The organism is Drancourtella massiliensis (assembly GCF_016900655.1).
Taxonomy (GTDB): Bacteria; Bacillota; Clostridia; order Lachnospirales; family Lachnospiraceae; genus Sellimonas; species Sellimonas catena.
Genome location: NZ_JACJKH010000001.1, coordinates 144634 through 161281, shown reverse-complemented (window position 1 = coordinate 161281; position 16648 = coordinate 144634). Strand labels below are relative to the sequence as shown.

14 protein-coding genes are annotated in these 16648 nt (G+C 45.0%); 2 read left to right on the top strand and 12 right to left on the bottom strand.

Features of this window, described 5'->3' with window-relative positions; all coding sequences use genetic code 11:
- Positions 1-6: 6 nt before the first annotated feature.
- Positions 7-1443 (bottom strand): acyl-CoA carboxylase subunit beta, encoded by a 1437-nt coding sequence (locus H6A32_RS00780; RefSeq protein ID WP_087167289.1) that lies wholly within the window; start codon positions 1441-1443, stop codon positions 7-9.
- A 1067-nt stretch (positions 1444-2510) separates the two neighbouring features.
- On the opposite strand from H6A32_RS00780, the gene H6A32_RS00775 reads away from it, so the two are divergent.
- Together H6A32_RS00775 and H6A32_RS00770 are read left to right on the top strand one after the other, a co-directional pair.
- Positions 2511-3887, top strand: a complete 1377-nt coding sequence (locus tag H6A32_RS00775; RefSeq protein WP_087254882.1) for a peptide MFS transporter — start codon at positions 2511-2513, stop codon at positions 3885-3887.
- A 225-nt stretch (positions 3888-4112) separates the two neighbouring features.
- Entirely contained in the window at positions 4113-5903 is a 1791-nt protein-coding gene (locus tag H6A32_RS00770; RefSeq protein ID WP_087167291.1) for an aminopeptidase P family protein, read from the top strand.
- 70 nt (positions 5904-5973) lie between these two features.
- Here the strand turns inward: H6A32_RS00770 and H6A32_RS00765 are convergent, their stop codons facing one another.
- The 11 genes from H6A32_RS00765 to H6A32_RS00715 all read right to left on the bottom strand — a co-directional run bounded on the left by H6A32_RS00765 (position 5974) and on the right by H6A32_RS00715 (position 16643).
- The gene (locus H6A32_RS00765; RefSeq protein ID WP_204863521.1) at positions 5974-6747 is read right to left on the bottom strand and encodes a transposase; all 774 of its coding nucleotides are present in this window, start codon (positions 6745-6747) and stop codon (positions 5974-5976) included.
- Between the two features lie 192 nt (positions 6748-6939).
- Positions 6940-8163: a D-alanyl-D-alanine carboxypeptidase family protein gene (locus H6A32_RS00760; protein ID WP_204863520.1), complete on the bottom strand. Its 1224-nt coding sequence runs from the start codon at positions 8161-8163 to the stop codon at positions 6940-6942.
- A 239-nt stretch (positions 8164-8402) separates the two neighbouring features.
- Positions 8403-9434 (bottom strand): 3-deoxy-7-phosphoheptulonate synthase, encoded by a 1032-nt coding sequence (locus H6A32_RS00755; RefSeq protein ID WP_087167294.1) that lies wholly within the window; start codon positions 9432-9434, stop codon positions 8403-8405.
- A 104-nt stretch (positions 9435-9538) separates the two neighbouring features.
- On the bottom strand, positions 9539-10108 hold the full coding sequence (gene scpB, locus H6A32_RS00750; RefSeq protein ID WP_118635678.1) for an SMC-Scp complex subunit ScpB: 570 nt from the start codon (positions 10106-10108) through the stop codon (positions 9539-9541).
- Positions 10077-10865, bottom strand: coding sequence for a segregation and condensation protein A (locus H6A32_RS00745; protein ID WP_204863519.1), 789 nt, complete (start codon positions 10863-10865; stop codon positions 10077-10079). Before H6A32_RS00745 ends, scpB begins: the two co-directional genes overlap by 32 nt.
- A gap of 104 nt (positions 10866-10969) precedes the next feature.
- Positions 10970-11869, bottom strand: coding sequence for a metallophosphoesterase (locus tag H6A32_RS00740; protein WP_204863518.1), 900 nt, complete (start codon positions 11867-11869; stop codon positions 10970-10972).
- Positions 11866-12684, bottom strand: coding sequence for an HAD-IIA family hydrolase (locus H6A32_RS00735; protein WP_191436544.1), 819 nt, complete (start codon positions 12682-12684; stop codon positions 11866-11868). Before H6A32_RS00735 ends, H6A32_RS00740 begins: the two co-directional genes overlap by 4 nt.
- Positions 12685-12730: 46 nt before the next feature.
- Positions 12731-13915 carry a D-alanyl-D-alanine carboxypeptidase family protein gene (locus H6A32_RS00730; RefSeq protein ID WP_430749561.1) on the bottom strand — a complete coding sequence of 395 codons (1185 nt, stop codon included), beginning with the start codon at positions 13913-13915 and terminating at the stop codon, positions 12731-12733.
- 66 nt (positions 13916-13981) lie between these two features.
- The gene (locus H6A32_RS00725; protein ID WP_204863517.1) at positions 13982-14884 is read right to left on the bottom strand and encodes a sensor histidine kinase; all 903 of its coding nucleotides are present in this window, start codon (positions 14882-14884) and stop codon (positions 13982-13984) included.
- Positions 14885-15733 carry an ABC transporter permease gene (locus tag H6A32_RS00720; RefSeq protein WP_204863516.1) on the bottom strand — a complete coding sequence of 283 codons (849 nt, stop codon included), beginning with the start codon at positions 15731-15733 and terminating at the stop codon, positions 14885-14887. It lies immediately after the preceding gene.
- Positions 15717-16643, bottom strand: coding sequence for an ABC transporter ATP-binding protein (locus tag H6A32_RS00715; RefSeq protein WP_204863515.1), 927 nt, complete (start codon positions 16641-16643; stop codon positions 15717-15719). The genes H6A32_RS00720 and H6A32_RS00715 overlap by 17 nt, the downstream gene beginning before the upstream one ends.
- Positions 16644-16648: the final 5 nt, after the last annotated feature.

Here is a 16648-nt window from a genome sequence, read left to right as displayed (position 1 = left end):
ACCTCTCTATACCGTTCCGTGCTTTTTGGACGGACGGTCCTCTCTTTTTGTGAACAGCATCTCCAGAGCTCCGATCACATACTTTCTTGTATCTTCCGGACGGATCACTGTATCCACATATCCTCTTGCCGCCGCAGATGCCGCGCTTTCCTGCATACTGCGGTACTGATCTTCTTTTTCCTTTCTCTCATCCGCAGACACGTCAGGATACATGATCTTTGCCGCAAGACCTGCTTCCATTGCTCCGATTTCGGCATCCGGCCATGCATAAACCATGTCAGCTCCAAGTGCCTTGCTGTTCATTACAAGGTAACCGCTTCCAATCGCTTTACCTGTCATAACATTCACCTTCGGCACCGTTGCATTCGCAAATGCGTAGACCAGTTTTGCCGCTTCTCTTGCAAGTGTTTTCTCACTGCATTTTGATGCCTTGAATCCATTGACATCTGTCAGTGTCAGAACCGGAATCTCAAATGCATCGCAGAATGTCACAAAATCAGCTGCTTTCCGGCATCCTTTTGCAGAAAGAGAGCCGTCAAACTCCTGCTGTACTTTGCCTTCTTCATCGTATACTTTGGAACGGTTCGCAACAGCTCCGACCGTCAGTCCGTTCATCCGGACAAAACCGGTCACCATTTCTTTTGCGTACCCTGCCTTTACTTCTATAAATTTCTGATCATCAGCGATCATCGATAACACGAGGGCAGCGTCATCGGCTCCATTTTCAATTCCCGCGCATAACCGGTTCAGGTCGTCGGTGCATTCTTCATAAGAATCGTTGTCCTCATTGTTTGCAGGAAGCATACAGATCAACTCCCGGATACCGGACAGGATTTCACTTTCTGTTCCAAGGAAATCTACATTACCGGCCTCCTCTGTCTGAAACGCCGCACCGGACGTGTCGCATTTTTCAATGTGATTGCCCGGGATCGCATTCGGGGAATTAACAAAAAGCTTTCCTTTTTCTTCCATGAATGTGAAATCGGAAAGTCCGGAAAGGATTGCAGCTCCACCGCCGCATGTACCAAATACAGCAGTAATCTGCGGGATCACTCCTGAAGCGAGTGCCTGTTTCGCATAAATACTGCCAAACGCCTGCAATGCGTCTGTTCCTTCCTGAAGCCTGAGTCCTGCACAGTCAATCAGGCCGATCACCGGTGCCCCCATTTTCATCGCCATGTCATAAAGGCCTGTAATCTTCTTTGCGTGCATCTCTCCGACTGCTCCGCCGAGTACCGATGCATCCTGGCTGTACACATAGACCAGACTGCCGTCAATGACTCCATATCCGGTGATCACGCCATCTCCCGGAACCTTGCTTTCCTGCATGTTGAAATCCGTGTTCCTGGCTGTGACAGCGCCACCGATCTCAACAAAGCTACCGGCATCCAGTAATTCTGAAATCCTGAAAACTGCCGGCGTTTTTGCTGCTTCATTACTCATAAACCTAGCCCTCCATTTGTGATATATTCCTAAAAGTTAAACCAAATTTTAGCCAATTATATTATACTTTTTCTAATATCCTTTTTCAAGAGTTTATGTGAAATTTTTGACATATTTTTTCACTCGTATATCGTGTTATCATATTAACGTATTAATGTTTTTTTCAGCATATTTCAAGCTTTTTCTACACTTGGCCCAATATAATTTTTAGTTTCTTTCTTTATCTGTCTTTTTTTTATGAAAATTTAATAATTTTGGACTGTGTTACAAAAAATTCATTGTGTCGACACGGAAACTGTGCTAAAATAGCCATTACAGGGATGTCATAATGTTATAAAGGAATACCAAGGGAAATGACATCTTTTGTCTTTTTTATGGCATAAGCAGTAATACAGATTCAGGAAAACCCGGAAGCGTCATGTTTTCTTCCAAGTCAGAAAAGATGCGTTTTTCCGGTGCCGGCCGGGGCACTTTCCCGCTTCTGTCTTACTTTCCCGAAAGGGAGCATCTTTCAGTGTGCGGCTAGTGCAGTACCGTTCTCTGTCAGATAGCGGATATTGTTCCAGATGCCTGAAATGACCGGATTTTATTTTTGCGGAATATCCAGTCTTTGACATATTTTTGTCTGTCTCCGCAGATAAAATCAGGAAAGCTCACCATCCGGAACAAGAAAAGGGAGAATTCCTCTTCCGTTTTTGCCAGATTGTCTTCTTTTCATGAGGGCAGAGACTACAAGGCAGACCATTCCCTGACTTCTGCTTCCGGCAGTTGTTCATTCTGTCTTAGATGTTGTTCTTTTGCGAACTATATTCCTTTACATAGTCTTTTCCAGCCGGTATATTATGGAAATGGATTTCATAATCTGTAAAAGACACCTGGCCGAAAGGCCGCTTTTGTCTGACTGAGTCCGGCATGATCTGCTGCATCAGAAAGTGTCTGTTTCAATTAGACAGCTCATCACACTTTGGTATGTTGAGTAAGTTTTCTTTCTTAATTGATATAGGGAAGAAAATGACTTGGATGATTTACGTATGAGAAATCAAAAATTAAATTGGAGGGTTTTGACTATGGGAAACACAGCTACTAAATCCAAGAAAGGTTATCCTTTTGGTTTCTACGCTTGTGCTCTGGGATTCACATTTGAAAGATGTGCATTCTACACAGTTAAATGGCTTCTTGCTATTTGGCTGGCTACGGAAACAACAAGTTCAATGGGTGGTATGGGACTTTCTTCTGTAGAAGCAGGTCAGGTTTCCGCTTATTTCGTAGCATTTACTTACATTACTCCTATGATCGGCGGTTACCTCGCTGACTACTGGGTAAGCCCGAGACTTTGCGTAGTTCTTGGTATGATTCTTATGGGTGTCGGCTACCTTATCGGATGGCAGGCAAGCAACATGACACTTGTATGGGTAATGATTATCTTTGTATCTGTTGGTACAGGTTTATTCAAAGGTAACTTATCCGGTGTCAACAGTTTGATGTTTGATGATCAGGATGAACTGAACTCAGCATTCTCTGTACAGTACTCTTTCGTTAATATCGGTTCTTTCATTGGAACGACATTCGTAGTACTGCTTGCAGATTCTCAGGGATATCAGTTCCTGCTGCTTATCGCTGGTGCTCTTCTGCTCATCGATGCAGTTTGGTTCCTTGCTAATGGTAAATCTCTTGGTGACAAGGGTAAACAGCCATTCAAGAAAGACCAGAGATCTTTCGTTGACAAAGAGAAGAAATCCGCAGAAGAAACCAAACCGCTTACATCCGGCGACAAAAAACGTATTGTTGCTATCGTAATCGTTACACTTTTCTCTGCTATTTTCTGGATTGCATGGTATATGTCCTACAACGTAGTATACTACTACTTCGGATTCGGCGACAGCTCCGAATTCCTGAACTGGGCTGACTGGAGCCTGTTCGGATGGCAGATTCCGCAGACATCCTACTTTGACTCTCTGAACGCTTTGACATGTATCGTTCTGGGACCTGTATTCGCTGTTGTATGGGCTAAAATGGCAGCAAGACCGCAGGGCGATATGTCCATGTTCAAGAAGACAGCTATCGGTATCTTCTTAGTAGGTCTTTCCTACGTAGCTATGGTTGTAGCTAACGTAATTCGTGGCGACGGACAGTGCTCATGGTTCTGGGTAATCTTGATCGCATTATTAATGTCCGTTGGTGAAATGATTTTCTCACCACTTGGAAACTCCTTTATTTCCATGTTCGCACCGGCAAAACTGATGGGATTCCTGTTAGGATTCTGGCCAATCGCTGTATTTATCGCTACACTGATTTACCCGAACCTGTACGGTGCTCTCGATGCTGGTTCAAGAGCTGGTAACTTCAACCTGTACTACAGCATCATTGCTGCAGTTGTTATCATCTGTGGTGTTCTGCTGTACGCATTCAGCGGCAAGCTGGATAAACTGGCTGATGAAAAATAATTGAAAACCAAAGGATTTCCACATATTGATTGTGTGTGATTCCTTAGAAAACAATCTGTTTTCCACAGACCGGCATGACTTTTGTCATGCCGGTTTTGTTATATCATTTTCTATGTTTTTTGTACATTTTTTACAATTTCTTCCATATAAGATTTGAACTTAAGCACCAATAGTGATAAAATATTTATAGCTAAAATTATTTCAGATAAAAAGGAGGTTTTTCTCATGACTGTTGTAGCAGACAGAATCGCCAGACTTCGTGCACTGATGGCAGAAAAAGGAATTGACGCATATGTTGTTCCGACTGCTGATTTTCACCAAAGCGAATATGTAGGCGAGCACTTCAAAGCAAGAAAATTTATTACAGGATTCAGTGGTTCCTACGGTACTGCTGTCATCGGAAAGGACGATGCCGGACTCTGGACAGACGGAAGATATTTCTTCCAGGCTGAAAACGAAATGAAAGGAAGCGGTATCCGCCTGATGAAGATGTTTGTAGGCGATACACCTTCTGTTACAGAATGGCTTGCTTCCTATGTTCCGGAGGGAGGCACTGTCGCATTTGACGGACGTGTACTTTCCATGGGAGAAGGTCAGGAGTATGAAGAAGCACTTGCTTCCAAAGGAATTCGTATCGATTATATGGAAGATCTGATCGACTCGATCTGGGAAGATCGCCCGCCTCTTTCAGACAAACCGGCATTTTTCCTTGAAGAAAAATATTCCGGAGAAAGTACCTCTTCCAAACTGGAGCGCGTGAGAAAAGCAATGTCCGAACAGGGTGCTACCGCACATGTGATTGCATCGCTCGATGATATCTGCTGGCTGTTAAATGTCCGTGGGGATGATATCGATTTCTTCCCGCTTCTGCTCTCCTACGCCATTGTAAAAATGGACAGTGTAGAACTCTATGTGGACGACAGTAAATTAAACGAACAGATCCATGCAGAATTTGCAAAGAACAATGTAAATATTCATCCATACAATAACATTTACGAAGATATCAAAACACTTTCTGCAGATGAAGTCGCTATGATCGATCCAATGAAAATGAATTATGCACTTTACAAAAACATTCCTTGCAAAATTGTAGAATGCGCAAACCCGACTATCCTCATGAAAGCCATGAAAAACCCGGTTGAACTTGAAAATATCAAAGAAGCTCATATCAAGGACGGTGTGGCAATCACAAAATTCATGCACTGGATCAAAACACGCTACGATAAAGAGGTTATCACAGAATTAAGTTCCGCTGCAAAACTTACATCCCTGCGCGCTGAACAGGAAGGCTACATCCGTGACAGTTTCGAACCTCTTTGCGCATTCGGCGACCACGCAGCCATGATGCATTATTCACCATCTGAAGAAAGTGATGTACAACTCAAGGAAGGCGGATTTTTCCTCAATGATACAGGCGGCGGTTACTATGAAGGATCTACAGACATCACCCGTACTTTTGTACTCGGTTCTGTCAGCGATGAAATGAAAAAATACTATACCGCTGTTGTACGTGCCATGATGAATCTTGCGAGAGCAAAATTCCTCTACGGATGTTACGGATACAATCTTGACGTCCTTGCAAGAGGACCAATCTGGGAACTGGATCTTGATTTTCAGTGCGGCACCGGCCATGGCGTAGGATACCTTGCAAATATTCACGAACCACCGACAGGCTTCCGCTGGTATGTCGTACCGAGCAAGAACGAACACCACCAGCTCGAAGAAGGCATGGTTATCACTGACGAACCGGGAATCTACGAAGACGGCAAATTCGGAATCCGTACCGAAAACGAATTCATCGTCAGAAAAGGAACCAAAAACAAATACGGACAGTTCATGTACTTTGAAACCATTACTTTCGCACCAATCGACCTCGATGGAATCGATCCGGAATACCTGTCCAAAACAGAAAGAGAATGGCTCAATAACTACCACAAACAAGTATATGAAAAAATTTCTCCACACTTAACAGACGAAGAAAAAGAATGGCTCAAAACATATACAAGAGAGATCTAATTTGAAATCGGGGGACGTGTTCCGACGCATCGGAGCACGTCCCCAATGTGTTAAAAAACACCTCTCGATGCTATTGTCTGAATTTATCGAGTCTTCTAAGCAATTCTTTTCTCGACATAACTCTGGGATCCAGCATCGTTTCTGCAAAATCTTTTCGATTCTCAGGTAATTTTTGCAAATCCCAGAACTGTAAATCTGGATGTTCTTCCAAATAGATTTCTATCCATTTCCGAAATATCCTTTCTTTCTGTTCTTTGGTATCTTCCGGCAAATCTTCTATATAAACTTCTTCAAGTTGAGGAATCACTCTTTCTGCTGAATAAGTCATCTGTCCACTTTTAATAAACTGACGAGCGTTTTCGCGAATAAGCCCCTTTTTTTCATAAATGTATTCTTGGGCGCTGCTGTATTGATATCGGTTCATTTTTCCTGTAATCTTTGCTTTGACTGGATTTAAGTGGATATAATAGAAACACTGCCAGAGATATTCTTCACTTTCAATTGGGAAACTTTTAAATCTGTTTTGAAATACATGTCCATTTCTTTCCATCTTTCGGTTGTAATACAATGCATAAGCCGTCTGCACAGCTTTCATGTACTCAGAAATCTCTTTCAGTGGTCCGTGCAGGAGAAGGTGTAAATGATTCGACATAATACAGTACGCATAGATTTCCACCGTCTCTACTTCCTTCTCTTTTAAATACTTTGTCAACTTTTCTTTATGTCGATTTGTTTCAAAAATGCGTTCTCGATTGATTCCCCGGATGATTACATGATAAAAATCCGAAGAAGATTTTCTTCTACCATTTCTTGGCAATTCATCACTCCGTTCTGTAAATTTCAAATTAAAAATTGAAAATAAATAAGATACAATTTAGAAAAAAGAAACTAAAAGATATGATTTCAGATTTTTTTCATTGGGGACAGGTTCCGATACGCCGGAACACGTCCCCAAAAATATTATACTCTTTTTTATAGAAGTGCGCCACTGTTTCTTATTCTTTTTATGTATATTTCGACGACTGCTTATGTGTGTTTACAGTGCATAGGTTTTCCAGATCTGTCGGTAGGTCCATAGTAGGTCTTTTCTAGAAATTTGTTCTCCGCTGATGATATTTTTTTGATCCAGAACTTCCCCGTTTAACAGAAGGGTTACTTCTCCTAGTTTTTGCTTTTTTTCTACCGGAGCCTGGATCGTGTCTTTCTCCTGAATCTGGATATCAATCGTTTCTGTCTTCTTCATCAGGATCCGTTTTTCCTTATCTGTTGTAGAAATATTCAAAAATGCATTCACCGTTCCCTCTTCGTATAGGTTTCCATCTTGTGGTACTGAATCCTTCACTTCTTTTTCTTTTCCTGCCTCCAGAATCCGTATTTCATCATTTTGTAGTGCTTCCTCCCAGTATTGACGATATTCGTACTGATCGAGCCCGTACTGCACCAGTTTCTTCATATCATCCCATTTATAATTTTTGTTATTCGGCCATCCGCAGGCAAGAAGTGTTACGATCAGTGTTTTGTCTCCCTGTCTTACCGCTCCCGCATAACAGTATCCTGCTTCTCCGGTAAATCCGGTTTTCCCGGTCAGTGCGCCTTCCATCATATCCAGAAATGCATTATGATTGCTGCATGTGAATTGTTTCTTCCCTGTGGTATCCTGAAATGTTTTTGTCTTTGTCTGTGTGATCCGCAAAAACGCTTCCTTTTGTGGCGATTCCATAATGCAATACCTCATAATTCTCGCCAAATCTTTCGCCGTTGTATGATGAATTCCGTCTTCGTCTTTTCCATCCAGCCCGTTTGGTGTCACAAAATTCGTGTGGTTGCACCCCAGTTTTTTTGCTTTCTGATCCATCAGACTTGTAAACTCATCCACAGTTCCTGAAATATGCTCCGCCACTGCCCACGCACTGTCATTGTGAGACTCCAGCATAATTGAGTACAGGAGATCTTCCATATAAAATTGATCGCCTTCCTTCATCCCAAGATGCACTTCCGGCTGTCTTGCTGCTTCTTTCGAAACTGTTACAATATCGTTAAGATTTGCTGTTTCCAATGCAAGAATACAGGTCATAATCTTCGTTGTACTTGCCATTGGACGCTCTTCCCCACCGTCTTTTTCAAACAGTATCCGTCCACTTTCACCATCCATGAGAACAGCTGACTGTGCATATAATTGCAAATTATCCACCTGAGCTTCTTCTTCCGCCTGTACCTGCAACACCGGAAAACCAACACTAATACAAAGTACACCTATCATAAAAATTACTCCGGCCTTCCACTTCAACCGTCTACAACTCCTCATTTTCAACAGACCACTCCCAGATCAAACTTTCTAAGACAACTCTATGAAAATTCAGACACCTTTATTCCAAAAATGTTCTTTTACCGTAATATTCATGTAAGGTTTGCTACTCATTTTGTTCATAATTTTTTCAACGGGGACGTGTTCCGGTGCATCGGAACACGTCCCCGTTGAAACGTTGAAAAATAAAAATTTTAACATTCTTCTGCGATTTTTTTGACGAGTTTTTCGGTATCGTCCCATCCGATGCATGGATCGGTAATGGACTGTCCGTAGGTGCGGTTGTCGGTGATTTCCTGGCGGCCTTCGATGAGATAGCTTTCGATCATGACTCCTTTGATGAGTTTTTTGAGATCGGTGTTATAATTTCTGCTATGCAGGACTTCGCTGACAATACGGATCTGTTCTTTGTATTGTTTGTTTGAGTTAGAGTGGTTTGCGTCTACGATGACTGCCGGGTTTTTGAGTCTGGATGTTTTGTACATTGCGCTGAGCCGGTAAAGGTCTTCATAGTGGTAGTTTGGTATGCAGGTTCCGTATTTGTCTACGCCGCCGCGGAGAATGGCGTGTGCGAGTGGATTGCCGCTGGTGGTGACATCGAGTGTCCGGTAGATAAACTGGTGGGCGCCTTGTGCTGCTTTGATAGAGTTGAGCATGACAGAAAGATCGCCGCTGGTCGGATTTTTCATTCCTACCGGGATATCCATGCCGCTTGCCGTCAATCGGTGCTGCTGATTTTCAACAGATCTTGCTCCTACAGCCTCATAGGAGAGAATGTCATCGAGGTAGCTTCTGTTTTCCGGATAAAGCATTTCGTCGGCTCCGGTGAGTCCACTGACTTCGATGGAATGCAGATGAAGTTTCCGGATAGCGATCAACCCTTCCAGAAGGTTTGGCTCTTTGTCCGGTTCCGGCTGATGCAGCATGCCTTTGTATCCTTCTCCTGTTGTTCTTGGTTTGTTCGTATAGATCCTCGGGATCAGAATCAGTTTGTCTTTGACTTCTTCGTTGAGTCGGGCGAGCCGTTCTACATATTCGCAGACTGCATCTTCGTTATCTGCGGAGCATGGTCCGATGATAACGAGAAATTTATCGGAATACCCGGTGAATACATTCTGAATCTCTCCATCCCGTTCTTCTTTGATTTTTTTCATGTCCGCAGACATAGGATATTTTTGTTTCAGCTCTTCCGGCTCCGGAAGTCTGGCCTGTATCTTCATTGCCATAATCTTGTCCTCTTTCTTTTTTTCTATCTTTTGCTGTCTTCTTTAAATTTGCCTGATCTCTGTTTGCTCTGTACAGTTTCAATCAAATTGCCCGTTTGCAATTATCATACATGCAGCTTGATCTCCGCTTCATCCTCTGCCTCTTCTTTAAACTGTTCCATCTGATCCGGATCGATGCCCGGCAGATCCTCCAGTTTCTGTACGCTGAATCTTCTTAAAAATTCTTCTGTCGTTCCGAAAAGAAGCGGCCTTCCCGGCGCGTCCAGTCTTCCAACTTCACAGACGAGGTTATATTCTACCAATTTGTTGACTGCGTGATCGGACTTGACGCCGCGGATCTTTTCAATTTCAATTTTGGTAACCGGCTGTTTATATGCAATGATGGAAAGTGTCTCCAGAAGAACATCGCTGAGCACCTGCTTTTTCGGCTGTTTTGCAATGCGGATCAAATACTCATAAGCCTCGGGTTTTGTGCACATCTGGCAGGAATCTTCCAGTTCAATAATGCTGATTCCTCTGTCTTCTTCTTCGTATCGTTTCTGCATGGATGAAACCGCCTCTTTAATCCGCTCTTCCGGCTCTTCTACCGCTTTTGCAATGCGTGAGAATTCCACTGCTCCTCCCATGGTAAAGAGGATGGCCTCAATGATTCCTTCCAGTTTCCGTATCTCCATTGTCCTCTTCCTCCTCATCTGTGGACAGAATCAAAATGTCCCCGAATGTTTCTTCCTGACTTGCAGTGATCTTCCCGGCTTTCATCATCTCCAGTACTGCAAGAAAGGTCACGATAACCTGTACTTTCGATGACTGTTTCATCAGCAGATCACGGAACTTAAATGACCGGTGTGTCCTTGTATATTCTGAAATGTATTCCATCTTCTCCGGGAGTGTTACTTCTTCTTTTTCAATCTTGCCAAACCGGCTTCTGACCGGGTCAATCTTATCGTTCTGACGGCGCATGACTTCCTGAAAAATCTCGTTTAACCGGGTCAGGGTCAGATCCCCGATCAGCTCGTCCAGATTTACCGGTGGTGTGTACTCGGCCACCTCTTTCGGAAGATCCGCTTCCCGGTACATCCGCCTTTCGCCTAATACTTCCCGGTCCCGCAGTTCATATGACATATACTTGTACATCTTATACTGCAAAAGCTGTTCTACCAGCTCCTGTCTTGGATCTTCTTCCTCTCCTTCTTCGTTGACTTCTTTTGGAAGAAGCATTCTGCATTTGATATCCAGAAGAGTCGCCGCCATCACGAGAAACTCGCTCATGACATTCAGATCCTCCCGTTCCATCTGCCGGATATATTCCATGTACTGGTTGGTAATCTCTACAATCGGGATATCATAAATATCTATTTTATTTTTATCAATCAGGTGCAGGAGCAGGTCCAGCGGCCCCTCAAACACCGGAAGCTTTACCGGTATGCCCATTTGGTTCCTTCTTTCTCTACGCTTCGTCTAACCGTTTTATTATACATGATCCTGCTTCTTTTCTCAAGAGATTCCGCTCCCTTCCCGCAGTTTCCCACACACTGCTATTTTTCCTGCCGTCCGCAGATTACAACCACTTCCGCCCGGTCAAACAAGCGGATCGGGATGCTGTGTCCTCCCAGTCCTTTGCTGACAATGATATCACTCTCGCCGAGTCTGGAATGTTCTCCCGAATATTTCGGAAATAATGTCAGCTGCGGTGAAATGATTCCGCCGATCCCGGGAAGGCGTACGACTCCGCCGTGAAGGTGTCCGCACAGGACAAGATCCATTCCCCAGTCCGCATAGGTCTCAGCATACAACGCCTGATGTGCCAGCAGAATCTTATACGGACCTCCGTCTTTGACCGGACGCATGTCAAACTGTTCCGGCATCAACTGTTCCGGACTCTCATCACAAAAAGAATCATAGTGTTTCCATGGAACCTGCTTGGCAAAAAAGGAAACCGGAATTTCCAGTCCTCCGATCTGTACATTCTGTCCTCCAAGCTTCAGGGTGCAGGCTTCATTTTCGAGCATATGAATTCCGGCGTCGACCAGCCTTTTTTTATAATTCTGATAGGCCTTTCCATATTCTTCCTCGCACTCTTTCATCTTCTGCTCATGGTTTCCATTGGCACAGTAAACCGGAGCGATGGACGGAAGCTGTTCCATAAAGCGTGCCGCCTTCTCCGATTTTTCACCGGTACTTCGGATCAGCATGTCCCCTCCAACAAGGATCAGATCCGGCTTCTCGTCACGTACTGTGCGGAGCAGTTTTTCATTGCCTTCTCCGTATTCCTGATTGTGAAGGTCACTTAAAAAAACAATCTTCCAGTCATCTCCTGTGCCATTGGTCCCGGAATCCACATCATAGCGTGTTACTACAAAGGTATGGTTTTCATAAAAAATTCTCAAAAGCACCAGAAGCGCAAGAAAGAAAAGACACACGATAACGGTTATCATTCTGCCTTTTCCCCCGTTTCTGCCGCTTCTTTAACTGCCTCGTACAGGTCACGGATCGTGTCAAAACAATAGTCCGGCTTCCAGATGCTTGTCCGCACTTCCTCCTCATCGGCTTCTCCGGTGTAGACAACCGCCGTCTCCATTCCGGCATTGATGCCGCAGGCGATATCGGTGTAAAGCCGGTCCCCTACAACAAGGAACTCTTCCGAAGATCCCCGGCACTGCTTTGCACACAGATCCGCAATTACCCGGTTTGGTTTACCGATAAAGTGCGGCTCACGACCGACGGTATCACGGATCATCCCGCAGATAGCACCACAGTCCGGAATGAATCCGAAAGGTGCAGGGCACCGCAGATCCGGATTGGTTCCGAGGAAATCCACTTCCTCCCGGAACAGCAGTTTACACGCTTTTTCCAGTTTTTCATACCGAAGTGTATCGTCAAACCCGGCAAGAACACAGGTCACATCCTGCTCTGCCTCTTCCGTCACCTGCACTCCGAATCCTTTCAGTTCTTCCACGAAAGAAGGTGTCCCAAGTACAAACACCTTCTTCCCCGCATAGTGTTCTTTCATATAAAGGCATGCCGCGTAGGAAGCAGTCATAAACTGCTCCTCCGAAGCTTCGATGCCCCATCTTGCAAATTTGTCAACATAGTCTTTCCTGCTCTTTGTAGAATTGTTTGTGATATAGAAACTCCGGCCGCCTTTTCTTTCAATCCATTCCAGCAACTCTTTGGTTCCGTCATATAATGTCTCTCCGACAGCCAGCGTTCCGTCAATATCAAATAAAAAATACTTTTTTTCTTTTAACATGCTTTTGGCTCCTTTTCCTAGACATTATATAATTTTTCTCTTCCTTTTACAACGAAAAGCTGTCCAAAACATCTTCGATTGCGTGTTTTAGCGACATGGCCGGCACATCGTCCGCCGCAGCCAGCTCCACTTCTCCGATCTTCTCCCCGTTCAGCAGATACTGTACCGTTCCAGCCTTCTGTCCTTTCTTCACCGGAGCTTTTAAAGAGACCTTTGGCACCACTTTCTTTTCTACTCCTCTTAAATCCGCTCCGCTGACGTCGAGATAAGAGAAACCGCTCTTCTGCACGACCTTTACCTGATCCTCTTCTCCACGTTCCACTTTTACCGTTTTTTGCACGGACTCCCAGTCCGGATCCTCGTACTTCCGGCAGATGGAGAATCCATAATTCAGCAGTGTCTGAGCATCTGCAAACCGTGTCTTTACGTCCGGCGCCGCCATAATAACGGCAATCAGATCAATTCCGTCTTTCTGTGCGGTGGCACTCAAACAGAATTTTGCCTCTCCTGTGGATCCTGTCTTCAGCCCGGTGGCATAGGAGTACTGTCGGATGAGCTTATTCGTATTGGAAAGGCCAAACTCTTCCTCGCCCTTTTTCGTTTTATGTACGATGGTATCCATCCAGATTTTCGTATACTCGTACACATCCGGATATTTTGTAATCAGTTCCCGTGACATCAGTGCAATATCTCTGGCTGTCGTCACATGACCGTCCGTATCCAGGCCGTTGCAGTTTTTAAACACTGTATTCTCCATCCCGAGACCTTTGGCCCGTTCATTCATCTGCTGCACAAACGCCTCCTCTGTGCCGGAAATGTATTCTGCCATGGCGACACAGGCATCATTGGCACTGGATACAACGATACATTTCAGCAAGGTATCCACCGTCTGTTCTTCTCCGGCTTCCAGAAACACCTGGCTGCCTCCCATGGAAGCGGCATACTCCGAGGTGGTCACCACATCTTCTTTGTGAATTTTCCCTGCCGAAAGGGCGTCGTAAATCAAAAGAATCGTCATGACTTTGGTCACACTGGCCGGCGGTCTTCTGGTATCCGCGTCTTTTTCATACAATACTTTTCCCGTTGACGCCTCCATCAAAAAAACAGAAGGAGCCGTGACGGTCACACTTCCCGCACTTTCTCCTCCTGTCTCTTCTTCTGCCATGACGGCCATACTCCCTGAAATGCAGAACAGGACCGACGCCATCAGCATTGCTATCCACTTTTTCACTTCTTACCTCTTCATCTGGCATTTATTACATTGTAGGATTCTGCCTGCCAAAATATGTCTGTCCCATCAAGAAAGGAGCGGAAATCGAAGCTGAATCGTAAACCAGTTCCCCTTCAGCCAGGCCCGGATCTCTCCGTGCATCCGTACAGTAAATTCCTTTGCAATGGAAAGTCCAAGGCCGGAGGAAGCGGTCCTGCTTCTTGCCTCGTCCGCCTTATAAAACCGTTCAAATACTTTTTCTACATCAATTTCATCCGGCCTGGCCGTATAGTTGGCACACTCCACCACAGCCCAACCCTCTTTCCTGAACATGGAGAATTTCATCTTCCCCTCTCCATGATCGAGACCATTTTTGATAATATTCTGGAGCGTCCGGCGAAGCCCCGCTTCGTTTCCTTCGATCTGCAGCTGCTCCTCGGTAAGATCAATCTCCGGTTCCATGCCTCTTTCCACCCAGACATCATAATAAGAAAACGCCGTCTCGGTCAAAATCCGGTTCAGATAAAGGGGCTCCAGTTTCAGCTCATAGGTCTCATTTTTCAGTTTTGTATAGGTGAACAACTCTTCCAGCATTTCTTTCAGGCTTACAATCCGCTCCTGAATCACTTTTAGATACCGTTCCCGTTCTTTCTGCTCTTTGCTGTCTCTTAACAGCTGGAAATATCCATCAAGCGAAGTCAAAGGGGTCCGGATATCGTGGGAAAGATTCGTATAAGCATCGGAAATATCCTGCTCTTTTTTCAGATATCTCCGCCGCTGCTCTCTCTGCAGTTCCAGCATTTCATTCAGTTCATCTGTCAGTTCCCGGATGCTGAAAGCATCCATCTGCCTTGTAATCAGAAGATTGCTGTCATATTCTTTCAGAAACGCCAGCTGGCGGCAGATATCCCGTATCTGCCGCTTGTATACTGCCAGTATGATAAGAAGTACAGCCACCAGGGCCGCAAGAATTCCAATGATCCATTCCATTTATCTGATGTCCCTTCTTTGAAATACAATGGCACTGACTACAGTGAAGACTGTACCGTAGACAATCGCCACCAGGGCTGCCTTAATCAGGAGATCCGGATCTCCGTGAAGCTGCAGTATACTGATCGATCCCGTTACCGTGTAAGAAAGAACGTCCACTGTCCTGTCAAAGACTGATTGAAGTCCTCTTCCGACCATTCCCCAGAGCAGGACCGTCATATTCATGCAGAGCATGATCGCCAGCGTCATGCTGATAATATTATTGAGAATAAGGATCGAAATTCCCATCACAATCAGAGCCAGTGCATAGTGCAGCAGCAGCTGGGTTCCGATATATCCGAGGAACTCCGATACCGGACCGATCTCCAGATATCCGTAAAATACTGCATTACAGAAATCCTGAACTGCCAAAGTAAGCAAAAAGGTCAGTACCGTATAGAAAAATAAAATCACTGCCTTGGAAATCACCAGATCCGACCGCCTCCTGCACTGTCCTCCAATGTTTTTAATGTATCCGCTCCGAATATCTGCCGTTGCAAAGAGAACGGCAAAAATGACGATAAAAATCGCTTCCACTTTCCCCTGCGTGTTGGCATAAAACATGTCATAAAGCGTTGCTTTCTGCCCCGGTTCTGTCGGCACTGTCACATACATGCCAAGATTTTCCGCCGTATCTTCTACTCCTTCCTGCATCGTCTCCCAGTTATTGGCACTTGCCTGTGGATCCTTATATTCTTCCCGCATGGATGCAGTGGTGAGAACCAGCATCACGGTAAGTAAGATCCAGAGAATGTACTGGCTTTTTGATTTCAGCATCCGGTAAAAGTCCATTTTAATGATATTCAGCATGACCGGCACCTCCTGTCAGATTCAGATAATAATTCTCCAGCTTCTCGCTGCACACCTTCAATTCCCGGATATCCGCCCCGGCACGAATCAGCTCCCTGTTTAACCATGCGCTCCGGTCCATCTTCTCAAAGACCCACACATGGCCGGAATCCACGATCTGATACTGCTGAATTCCAAGCCGGTCCAGTATCGGCACAATCTGTTCCGGCACTCCCGTAGCAATCTCAATCCGCTCGCCGCAGCGCTCCATCAGTTCTTCCCTTGTAATCTCCTCGATCAGTTCCCCGTGATGGATAATGCCATAATCCGTCGCAATCTTTGAGAGTTCCTCCAGAATATGGCTGGAAATCACAATCGTCATATTTTTCTCTTTATTCAGTTTCAGGATGGTATCTCTGATCTCCACAATTCCCTGCGGGTCCAGTCCGTTAATCGGTTCGTCGAGCAGCAGCAGGTCCGGCTCGCCTACCAGAGCAAGGCCGATTCCAAGTCTCTGTTTCATCCCGAGGGAAAAGTGCTTCGTTTTTTTCTTTCCCGTGTCTGAAAGGCCTACAATTTTCAGAATCTCCTCAATGTATCCTTTTTTATGAATTCCGAAAAAACGGCATTTCAGGTCCAGATTATCATAGGCGCTTAAATTTCCGTAAATCCCCGGTGCCTCGATCAGGCACCCGATCCGGGACCGTACATTTGCAAGTTCTTTTCCCCTCAGCCCGAATATCTCGATCTCACCGCTGCTTGGCGATGCAAGTCCGGCAAGCATTTTTAAAAACGTTGTCTTCCCGGCGCCGTTTCGTCCGATCAGTCCGTATACCGCCCCTTTCCGGACATGCATGCTGATCCGGCTGACCGCCCTGTGATGCCCGTATTGTTTTGTAAGTCCCTGGGTTCTGACTATCGTCTGATTCACTTTTA